This window comes from Candidatus Eisenbacteria bacterium (assembly GCA_016930695.1).
Classification (GTDB): Bacteria; Orphanbacterota; Orphanbacteria; order Orphanbacterales; family Orphanbacteraceae; genus JAFGGD01.
In genome coordinates this window covers 1-10,570 of the sequence record JAFGGD010000051.1, presented here as the reverse complement: position 1 = coordinate 10,570, position 10,570 = coordinate 1, and the positions used below count along the sequence as shown (strand labels likewise).

The 10,570-nt window shown below is 65.5% G+C and carries 7 protein-coding genes; all 7 read right to left on the bottom strand.

The features are described 5' to 3' along the window. A partial coding sequence (locus JW958_12380) for a site-specific DNA-methyltransferase (GenBank protein ID MBN1827047.1) occupies positions 1 to 763 on the bottom strand: 763 nt, incomplete at its 3' end. A gap of 23 nt (positions 764 to 786) precedes the next feature. Beyond that, positions 787 to 3,561, bottom strand: a complete 2,775-nt coding sequence (locus JW958_12375) for an ATP-dependent helicase (protein ID MBN1827046.1) — start codon at positions 3,559 to 3,561, stop codon at positions 787 to 789. 151 nt (positions 3,562 to 3,712) lie between these two features. Beyond that, positions 3,713 to 4,678: an ADP-ribosylglycohydrolase family protein gene (locus JW958_12370; GenBank protein ID MBN1827045.1), complete on the bottom strand. Its 966-nt coding sequence runs from the start codon at positions 4,676 to 4,678 to the stop codon at positions 3,713 to 3,715. A gap of 216 nt (positions 4,679 to 4,894) precedes the next feature. Continuing rightward, positions 4,895 to 5,050 carry a hypothetical protein gene (locus JW958_12365; GenBank protein ID MBN1827044.1) on the bottom strand — a complete coding sequence of 52 codons (156 nt, stop codon included), beginning with the start codon at positions 5,048 to 5,050 and terminating at the stop codon, positions 4,895 to 4,897. A 99-nt stretch (positions 5,051 to 5,149) separates the two neighbouring features. Then, positions 5,150 to 6,658, bottom strand: a complete 1,509-nt coding sequence (locus tag JW958_12360) for a sigma 54-interacting transcriptional regulator (protein ID MBN1827043.1) — start codon at positions 6,656 to 6,658, stop codon at positions 5,150 to 5,152. A gap of 143 nt (positions 6,659 to 6,801) precedes the next feature. Next, a complete protein-coding gene (locus JW958_12355; protein ID MBN1827042.1) occupies positions 6,802 to 7,161 on the bottom strand; it encodes an endonuclease domain-containing protein in 360 nt (119 codons plus the stop codon). A 410-nt stretch (positions 7,162 to 7,571) separates the two neighbouring features. Further along, positions 7,572 to 10,570 (bottom strand): hypothetical protein (locus JW958_12350; GenBank protein MBN1827041.1); only part of this gene is annotated, 2,999 nt, incomplete at its 5' end.

Here is a 10,570-nt window from a genome sequence, read left to right as displayed (position 1 = left end):
GCCCTCGTGCAAATAACAGCCTTCCTCTTAGATAAGAGAGATACGAATGGCCCCCAAGATTCCATGTATCTCTATAGGCTCTTACCGTTTCCTGTTCTCTAGTCAGATCATCCTCTTTGTCCTTAACGTCTCGATTTGTGACCTCACGCTGAAAATTGCTCGCGAACTTGATCCCATACGGCGGATCGATGTAGATCATCTGCACCTTGCCGGCGAGGTTTTCGCGACGCGCCAGAGAGGACATCACCTCCAGGCTGTCCCCCAGGATGAGCCGGTTCGCCCAGTCCACGTCGTGTTGGTAGAACTTCACCTCTTCCTGATAGGGCAATTCCGGATCGGCGAAGAGATCTCTCTGGGCGTCTTCCCGCATCGCGGCGCGGACGATCGCCTGGGCGCTCACCCTCTCGTGGATGTGGAGCGCCACCGGATCGACCTCGAACCATCCCCGGTCGTGCTCCTCCTTCTTCCCCGCCCACTCCAACCACGGCTGATGGTTCGCGAGCGCCCCGCGGAGGAGTTCCGCCTCCTCCTCGGAGAGTTGGGCGCGGACCTTCTCGGCGATCTCCTCCAGGCGGTCGCTCTTCCCGGTCGGATCGAAGCGGAGTTCCGGGGAGAGATGGGGATTGTAGTGATAGCGGACCTTCCCCTTCTCCGGCACCTTCCCCTCGGCGGCGATCTTCGCCGGGGGAATGTTCTTCCTCTTCTGCCCGGCGTGGCGGTAGTCCTTGGTCTCGATCTTGGAGGCGTTCTTGCGGCGCGCCATGGTCCACTCCGTTTCGATTCGGTTCAGCCTTCGTCCGGCGCCTTTCCGTGCGCGCAGATCAGACGGAAATCGCAGCAGGCGCATCGTTCCTCATCCGGCCGCGGGGGGAACTCCCCGCGGCGGATGGCGCGGATCGCGCGGGTGACCCGCTCGACCCCCTCGGCGCTCTTCCCCTCACCCACCTCCACCGCGCGGCGGGTCCCGTGTTTTAGCTCGTGCACGTATCCGGCGACCACGTTCAGCCCCTCGCCGCGCGCCGCCTCGGCGTAGATCCCGACCTGGAGGCGGTATTCGTCGTCCCGGTCCGGGTCGGCGGAGGTCTTGTAGTCGACGATGGCGAGGCGGCCGGGGCTTCCGTCCTCCTCGTCGAGGATGACGTCCGCGCGGCCGGAGAGGCTTCCTTCCGGGAGAAGGAGGCGGAAGGGGCGCTCCGTCTCCCAGACGCGGCGTAGGTCGTCGGCGTAGTCGGCGAGATAGCGCTTCACCAGGCGGTCGGCGGCGGCGTGCATCCGTTTGTACTCCGGCGTCCGCGCGAAGGGAAGGTAGAAGTCCTCCTCCAGGAGGGCGCGGACTTCCCGCGCCGTGGGGATCTTCCCCGTCTCCCGGGCGGTCTCGGCGATCCGGCGGAGGATGTGGTGGATCGCCCGACCGTAGCCCAGCTCGGTGGCGAGTTCCTGCTGGAAACCGAAGTGGGCGGAGAGACGGTAGCGGTGGGCGCACTCTTCGTAGCCGAGGACGTCCGAGAAGGAGATCTCCAAGGGGGGCGCCTCCGGATCGAGCGCCTTCTCCGGTTTGGGGGGAAGGGGGAGGCGCTTGAGGGAGCGGATGCCGCCGTTCGACTCCGCCACCTCTTCGAGATAGGGGGAGGGCTTCGCGCGGTTCTTCATCTTCTCGAAGTGGGAGAGGTAGAGGATCTCCTTGGCGCGGGTCATGGCGACGTAGAAGAGACGCCTCTCCTCGGGATCTCCTCCCTCGTAGCGGCGGCGGGTATCGTCGGAGAGGACGCCGTCCGGAAGGTGCCAGTCCTTCGGTTGACCGGACCGCGCGGCCGGGAAGCGGCGGGAACTGAGCGCCGGCAGGAAGACGACCGGCCATTCGAGCCCCTTCGCCCGGTGGACGGTGACGATGTCGACGGCGTCCACTTCCTGCTCATCTTCGCCGCCGAAGTCCTCGTAGGCGTCGCGCGCGTAGTGAAGGAGGTAGCCGTAGAGACTCCGGTAGTACTCCTTGCCGCGGTCGCGTCCGGGGGTGTAGACCCGTTTGCCGTCCTCGTCGACGGTGCGGCCGCGGCGGGTGACGTGTTCGAAATCGGCGAGGAGTTCGGAGAAGCGGGCGTAGGCGCCGAGACGGGCCGAGGACCGGGGGTCGTCGGGGTTCAGCTCGTGGGCGCCCAGAAAGCGGAGGAGGCGATAGAAATCGCCGACGATGCTGACCGGCCGCGTCCCCCGTAGACGGTAGCTCTTCCAGTCCTCCAGATACTTGCGGAGGCCGGGGAACTCCCCGCGCTTCCGGCCGAATTGCCGGCTGAGGCCCTGGACGATGTTATCGAGGCTCGCCTCACGGGATGGGCCGTAACGCTCGTCTTTCCATTCCAGATCCACGAACCAGGCGTGAATCTCCCCGAAGAGGTTGATCTCGGGATGAAGGAAGAGGCCGGTCCGTCCTTTGCAAGAGGAAGGGATTCCACGCTTCTCCAGTGCTTCGATCAAGACGGGCGCCGACGTGCGAACCGAACGGAAGAGGACGCCGATATCCTGGTAGCGATAGCCTTGTTTATGGAGACGCTCGATCGTCTCGGCGATCTTCTCCGCTTCTTCTTCCGGGTTGGCGGCCGACCAGGTCACCACCTGGTGAGCGGAGGCCTCCCGAACCGGCCGCATCGCCTTTTCGAGTCGCTGCGGGATCGTTTGGGCGAACCGGTTCGCGGCGCGGACGATCTCCGGGCGGCTCCTGCGGTTGGTTTCCAAGCGGATCGGCTCCGCGCGGCGGTATCGGCGGGTGAAGCCGAGGATGTTTGACACGTCGGACCCGCGCCACTGGTAGATCGACTGGTCGTCGTCGCCGACGACGCAGAGTTCCACCGGCTTCTCGGCGAGAAGGCGGATCAGCGCTTCCTGCGCGGGATTGATGTCCTGGTACTCGTCGACGATGAGGTGCCGGAGCGGGGCGTGGACCCGCCGATGAACCTCCGGTCTCCGGAGCATCTCCACCGTGCGGGAGATGATCATGCCGAAGGTGAGCACGCGATAGCGGTCGAGCGTGTCCAGATAGGAGGCGTAACACGTGCCGAGTTCCGTCCCCTCCAGGTCGGCCGGATCGATCAGCTCGTTGCCGATCACGTCGGCGGTCCAGGCGAACGCGGCGATCGATTTCCATTTCCCGTGGCCGCATCCCGTCCGGTCGATGCCGAGCCGCCGGTATTCGCGTGCGAGAAGGCCGGCGTGCCGGTTCTCGTCGACGACGTCGTAGTTGCCGTATTCGGGGACGTAGGTCTGGAGAAGGCGGAAGCAGTAGCTGTGGATGGTGCCGACGAAGAGAGGGGCGAGCCTGGCGAGGTATTCCGGTCCACGCACGTCGGCGACGCGTCGCTGGATCCGGTCCTGCAGTTCAGCGGCCGCCCGCTCGGTGAAGGTGAAGGCTACGATGGATTCGGGCGGGGCGCCTTCGTTCACGAGAGCGGCGACACGCCGGGCCACCGACTCGGTTTTCCCCGAACCGGCGCAGGCGATCACCTGCACGGGACCGCCCCGGTGGTCGATGACCTGCTTCTGCTGCTTCGAAAGCTTTATGGTAGACATAACCCTCACTCATCATAGCAGATCCGTCAAGAGACCGGTGACAGGGATTATCGCATTCCAGAAGGGAGTCGAGGCTACCCTCGGTTCTCGAAGCCGGCCCCTCTCGTGACCCCTCCGTAACCAGATACCTTTTCGCATTCGCGGTATCTGGTTACGAAGAGCCCTCGCCCCGCCCCGCGTCGAGAAGCCTCTCCGCCAGTTCGAGGGCGTCCGCCGGCCAGTAACGCTCGGGACGGGGATGGCGAACGCGGGGGTCGCCTCGGCGCGGGCGGCAGGAGAGGATCGCCTTCTCCCACTGTGCGGGGATCGCTTCGCGCCCGTGGACCGCGCCGAGAAGGGCGCCGCCGATCGCGGCGTTGGTGTCGGTGTCGCCGCCGCGCATCACCGTGTCGACCACCCCCTCCTCGAGATCCGGCGCGTGAAGAAGCTGCCAAAAGGCGTTCTGGAAGGCGATCAGCGCCCATCCCTGCAGGCGGGAATAGTCCGCGGGAGGCGAGTCCGCCGCGCCGCGAAGCGCCTCCATCAGAGAGGGATCGATGCCCCGCTCCTCCGCGCGCGCGATCGTTTCCATATAAAGGGCGTCCGGCGAGAGGCCGTCCTTCACCGCCCGGGCGATCGCCGCCGCGAAGAGCGCGTTCGCCTGCCGGCAGACCGGGTGGGGATGGGTGAGGGAGGCGTCCTCCTCGGCGAGGGCGGCGACCTCACCGATCGCGCGAAAAGCGCCGAAGACGCCGAGGGGGCTGATCCGCATGAGCGCGCCGTTCGCCTGGCTCTCCTCGTTCGGGCGGCCGCGGAGACCTTGGGCGATGGTGTTCCCGCAGTCGAAGGGACCGGAGTCGATCCACTCCACGTAGACCGCCCGCGCCCCCTCCCGGTCGTACCCACGGCGCTCCACCAGCATCCGCGCCAGCCCGAGGGCCATCTCCGAATCGTCCGTCGGCTGCCCGGCTATGGTGTTCCACGTCCCGCCGTCCGCGAGTTCCCGAACCCCCTCCGGATATTCCAACCGGATCTCCTCCGCCCGCCGGAACTCGACCAGCGACCCGAGCGAATCCCCGGCGAGCTGCCCGAGAAGGGCGCCCTGTGCGCGGGAGAGGATCTTGTCCTCGTCATTCATTCCACGATTCTCCCGAGTTCGATCCGACATGAATCAGATGCGAATGCATCCGTCCCGTACATCCGACGGAATCCTACCCGTTTACCGGCGGAGTCCGAAATGCCGACGTGAAGGAAAGTCCCGCCCTCATCCCGCCGATCCCAGTCCGGGAAGGTCGCCGAGGTCTCGCGGGTGCGTTGGATCGAGGTTCGCTCGCACCGGCGCCCCCGGAAACGTTCACCTCTCTTCCTCATCCTTTTCTACATGGGGGCGGAAACCGGAGAAGGTCGTTTCGTCTTCGCCGAGCGAAGAGTCTGGGTCCGCCTTCCACCGGTTCCGCCCCGTAAGGGTCATCCAGAGATCCATGAGGAGGAGCGTGATCAATTCCGACATGGATCGATGACCCCCTTTCCCGGATGCCGAGGTGGAAACCTCGTGCGTGGTCCGGGTCCTCGGAAGGGAGAGCGCCTTCCGGGAGACGGGAAAAGCAATTCAGATGCCGGAATCGATGCCGTACTTGCGGAGCCAGTTGGTGAGGGTTTGGTAGCTGGGGAGGCCGGTCAGTTCGGCGGCGCGGGTCTTGTTGCCGCCCGCCTCGTCGAGGGCGCGACGGAGGTAGTGGCGGGCCACGTCCGCGAGGAGATCGGAGAGGTTAAACCCTTCTCCCATGGGACGATCGAGGACCGTCTCGGCGCGCGCCCCCGGCGAGTCGAGGAGGGCGCGGCGGACGTCCTCGGCGCCGATCCTCGGCCCCGCCGTCCAGATCGCCGCGCGGAGCAGGGTGTTGGTCAGCTCCCGGACGTTCCCCGGCCAGGAGTGATGGAGAAGAAGATTTCTTGCGGATGCGGTAAGTTTCTTATCCTCGTGCCCCGGCTCGCCGGCGCTCTCCCGGTTGATTTTCTCGAGGAGGCGGTCGATCAGGAGCCCCACGTCCCCCGGCCGCTCGCGAAGGGGCGGCAGGGGAATCACCGCCACGGCGAGCCTGTAGAAGAGATCGGAGCGGAAATCGCCGGAGGCGACGCGGGCGAGGAGGTTCCGGTTGGTGGCGGCGATGATCCGGACGTCGGCGCGGACCGGGCGGCTCTCGCCGACCGGCACGATCTCTCCCTCCTGCAGGACACGGAGGAGCTTCACCTGAGCCGGCGGCGGCAGTTCCCCCGCCTCGTCGAGAAAGAGGGTCCCGCCGTCGGCGGCGCGGAAGTGTCCCGCCCGGTCGGCGCCGGCGCCGGTGAACGCCCCCTTTTTATGTCCGAACAATTCCGACTCGATCAGGTTCTCCGGGATGGCGCCGCAGTTCACCGCGACGAAGGGGCCGTCCCGGCGCGGCCCCGCCTCGTGGATCGCGCGCGCGAGCAGTTCCTTCCCCGTCCCCGACTCCCCCTCGATCAGCACCGGCACGGTGCGCGGGGCGACGCGGCGGGCGAGGAGGATCACCTCATCCATCACCTTGCTCCTGTGGAGGATGTCGGCGAAGGCGGGGGACTCCGGCGGGAGCCCGGCGGCGAGACGCTCCACTTCGCGGTCCGGGGCGCGCAGGAGATCGGGGAGAAAGTCGGCGGAGATGTCGAAGGGGACGTCGGCGACGCGGACGCCGTGGTCGCGGGAGGACTCGATCAACTCGGCGGGGAAGCGGGTCTTCCCGAGGATGATCCAGACCGCCGCCATCGCCGGCGTGCCCGGGGAGAGATGAAAGGTGAGCCGCCCGTCCCGTCGCCCCTCGATCACGCCCGCCACCACCGCCGACGCGCGCTCGTAAATCTCACCGAAGCGGGTGGGACCGCTGAGGAGCGCCTCATGGACGATCACCTTCCCCCTCGCCTTGCCCCGGAGCCAGGCGGCGTAGACCGCCGTGCTCTCCTCCGGGAGGTTGCCGAGGAGGTGCACCTCGTCGAAATCGCGCCAGAGGACCGCCTGGGCGATCGGCCCGGATCCCGCCTCCGAATCCTCCAGAGGCCCCTTCAGATCGGCCATCCCGACCCAGGCGAAGAGGAGATCGCTCATGGCGGGAAGTATAAAGATATTTGGGTCGGAGGTAAAGAAGTTTGCGGATCGCGAAGGGCTTTTCGGAACCGGATTCCCTTCGATCGAGCGAAGCGGTAGAGAAGGTATCTGGTTACGGAGGAACCATATTTCACGTGAGAGGGTCAGGGTGAGGGTTCCCCTTCTTCTTCCAGCACCCGAAGAATCGAATGCAACACCGCCTCCGTTTCCATCATGACTTGATGATTCCAGAATCGCAGGACGCGGAATCCCTCGCTTTCCAGATACTTGTCTCGCCGTCGATCATATTTCTCCGTCGCGCTCTCCCCGTGCTGTCCGCCGTCCAGTTCGACGACTACTTTTATTTCCAAGCATACGAAATCGACCACGTAGGGACCGATAGAACGCTGCCGGCGAAACTTGTATCCCAGAAGGCGGCGATCACGGAGCCGTTTCCAGAGAAGTCCTTCCGCATCCGTCTGATGCTTGCGGAGTGTTCGACGGAATGCCCTTTTCCCATCCACCCCTCACCCCCCGTCTATCCTCATGCACCCTCACCCTGACCCTCTCCCGCGAACAAGGATAGCGGGAGAGGGAAATGGCCTCGTCATTCTAATGATAAACGGTAACGACATACAGACGGAAAACAGGCAGGAATCACGACCATGAACAGATGAAACTCGCTCTCCCGTTCCGGGTATTCAAGGGTCAGGATCCGCGCGCATCCGAAGATGAACCCTCACCCCAACCCTCTCCCGCACCTGAATAGAGCGGGAGAGGGAGAACCTCTGTCAATCCAGCAAACAACATCCATTTCAAAAACCGGTCGAAGACCGACTTTGGCGGGATTCCCTCTCCCGTTCTCGACATTCCACTGGAGAGGGAGAAGGAGGGGAGGATCACCGTCATCGAACAGGTGACCCTCCCGGTGAATCTATCTCCCCTCACGGAGCGCGCGGCGTTCCTCGTATTCACTGCTCTTGCTCTCCGGATAGCCGTACGCCTCGGGGTAGAGAAGACGGCCCGGCGGGCAGATCTTGCTGTCCGCCGTCTTCCTCTCTTCCACCGGCCGGGCGAACCGACGCATCACCGGGTCGTCCCGGTCGGCCATCACCATCCAGCCCACCTCGCGTCCCGGATCGCCGTAGACGGTGAACGAGACGTGATCGGCGTTCCACTCGTAGCCGGTGAGGAAGGGCTTGCCGACGGTGGAGAGGTTCACCGTCGCCTCCGTCTCCTTGGCGAGCGCCTCGAAATAGTCCGGCATGGTGACCGTCCCCTCTCCGTCGCCCCCCAGCGTCACCGTCCCCCGGTAGACCAGGAGGTTCTCCGGGGACTCGACGAAGTTGTGGCGGAGGAGTTTGTTCTCCGGGTCGAGGGGATGATCGATCAGGAAGGAACCGCTCGCCTTGGAGATCCAGCCGGCGATCATGACGTCTCCGTCGAAGAACGCGGCCAACGAGTTGTCGCTGTGCGTGAAGAGCGCCCGGTCGTTGGTGCTGTATCCGACGAGCGCCTCCTGCTCCTGTGTGATCGAGCGGAGACCGTAGCTGTTGTCGCTGAAGACGCGGACGGCGATACTGTCGACGCTCTGGGCGCGAAGGGCGACCCCGTTGTCGTTTAGGGTAACGTAGGAGGAATCGTCGCCGTCCGGTCGTCCGGAGAAGTGGGCCATGCCGTTCTCATCCAGGGAGAGCCGCACATTCTGGCCCAGCGTACTTCCCGTTCCCACGGAGAACTTGTCGTCATTCGAATCATCCACGCCCATGTACCAGTGCGAACCGGTGTTGAACACGACCGAATTGCCCCAGTACCCGTTCAACGTGAGCGTGCCGAGAAGGTCGGTCTGGGGGCCGATGCCCACCTTGTGCTCCTCGAAGTCCCCGTAGATCAGTATGTCATTCGCCGTGGAGTCGTTGGCGATGAGGAGCTTGTTGTTCACGTTCGACAGGAATCGACCGGCCTTGTATCCGATGATCACGTTGTCGCTCGAACTGTCGCCCGGTCCGTCGTCGGGTCGCACGCCGACTCCGATGAAGACGTTCCTATCCCCTCCCTCCTTCGTTCCCACGTCCGCGCCGACATAGGTGTTGTAGTTCCCTTTGCCGTTCGCGTTCGAGCCGACGCAGGTGTTGCCGATTTCCCATCCGGCATGGGAACAACCGGCGTTGTAGCCGACGCTGGTGTTCTCGCTTCCGAATCCCTTGGCGTCCTCCCCGATCGCCACGCAGTTGTCCGAGCCGGCCCCGCCGATCGCGCCGCCGATCAGGAGGCAGTCGGAATCGCGGACCTCCAGGAACGGTTCGCTCTTGATCCGATACAGCGAATCGGTGTTCACCACGCCCGAGACGACGAGGTCCGTAGGATTCGCGGCCGCGCCGATCCGCACGTCCCCTTCCGGCTCGAGGTAGAGATCTCCCGTGTCGGTGACCACATGTCCATCCGTCCCGTCGTGGGTGATCTCCGTGTAGGTTCCCCAGCTGTCGGACGCGCTCCCCATGACGCGGAGGATCGCGTCGTAGGAACGGGCGTTGCTGTTCTTGCCGGCGAAGTAGAAGACCTCGTCCGACGCGTCGTCGCCGGTGATGTAATGCAGGGAGTTGTTTTCGAAGCGGATCCCCGGGCGGTCGCTGCTCCCGTTCGAGTCGCGAAGGACGAGGGTCGTGTTCGCGCCGCCGGGGTTGGAGACGCGCATGGTGCCGTTCACGTCCAGCTTGTAGCCGGGCGAAGAGGTCCCGACTCCCACGTTCCCGGCCACATTGCTGCTCATGTTCGAGCCGTTCACCGTCCAGTCGCCGTCGGACAGGACGGCGGGGGACGCCCAGCTCGCCTCGCCGGCGGCGTCGGAGGTGAGAACGTAGCCGTCCGCCGCGCCCGTCGGCATGTGAAACGCCTCGGTCCGCACCGTCCCCGCCACGTCCAGGTCCGCCGCGGGCGCGGTCGTCTTCACGCCGACCCGGCCGTCCGGTCCGCCGACGAAGAAGGTCGCCGTCGTGTCGCCGAAACCGATCAGGAACGAATTATCGATGTCGTTGGTCAAACGTCGTTCGAGTTGGATGCCGAGACCGCTGCCGATGGTGAAGGCGTTCTCACCGGAACTGTGGAGGTTCAGGCCGATCGCGACGGACCCGTCGCCGGAGGCGCGCACGGCATCGCCGAAGGCGGTCGACCAGTAGCCCATGTTGTCATGGGTCCAGTCATGGCTGGAACTCACTTCCCCCGCCCGGAAAGCGGCCTTCCGGGGATACCAGAGCATCTCCGGACCGGTTCTCCCCGAATCGAGCCGGACCCCCTCGTAGAGCTCTCCCTTCGCCAGGATGCCGCCGTCGCCGGCGAGGCTCAGTTTCATGCGGGGATAGTCCGCGCCGATCCCGACGTGTCCGTCCACGTTGGCGATCAAATTGTCCGGGCCGATCTGCTCGATCACCGTCCAGTCGCCGTCCGATTCCACGCCCCCCGGCTGCCAGGCGGCGTTGCCGGAGGCGTCGGAGGTGAGCACGTAGCCGTCCTCCGCGCCGGTCGGGATCTGCAGGCTGTCGGCGCGCACCTTCCCCGCCACGTCGAGGTCCGCCGCGGGCGCGGTGGTCCTGACGCCGACCCGGTTCTCCGGACCGCCGACGAAGAGCGCCGCCGTGGTGTCGCCGAAACCGACGACGAGGGAGTTCTCGATGTCGTTCACCAAGCTGTCCGCGGCGTCGATTCCGGAGCCGATCGCCATGGCGTTCTCCGCCGGGCCGGCCCGGAGGAACGAGCCGATCGCGACATTCCCCGTTCCGCGCGCCGCCGACGACCGGCCGAGCACCGCCGAGAAGGCGCCCGCCGCGGTGATGCCGCTCCCCGCCGCGAAGGAGGCGGTGCCGGTGGTGGTGGTCCCCCAGCCGAGCGCCGCCGACGCCTGACCGGTGGCGCGGGTGTTCCGGCCGAGGCCGATCG

What these genes read in the sequence shown, in the direction of transcription:
- JW958_12365 (MBN1827044.1), bottom strand. Translation starts at nt 5,050, where the DNA reads ATGTCGGAATTGATCACGCTCCTCCTCATGGATCTCTGGATGACCCTT.
- JW958_12360 (MBN1827043.1), bottom strand. Translation starts at nt 6,658, where the DNA reads ATGAGCGATCTCCTCTTCGCCTGGGTCGGGATGGCCGATCTGAAGGGG.
- JW958_12375 (MBN1827046.1), bottom strand. Translation starts at nt 3,561, where the DNA reads ATGTCTACCATAAAGCTTTCGAAGCAGCAGAAGCAGGTCATCGACCAC.
- JW958_12370 (MBN1827045.1), bottom strand. Translation starts at nt 4,678, where the DNA reads ATGAATGACGAGGACAAGATCCTCTCCCGCGCACAGGGCGCCCTTCTC.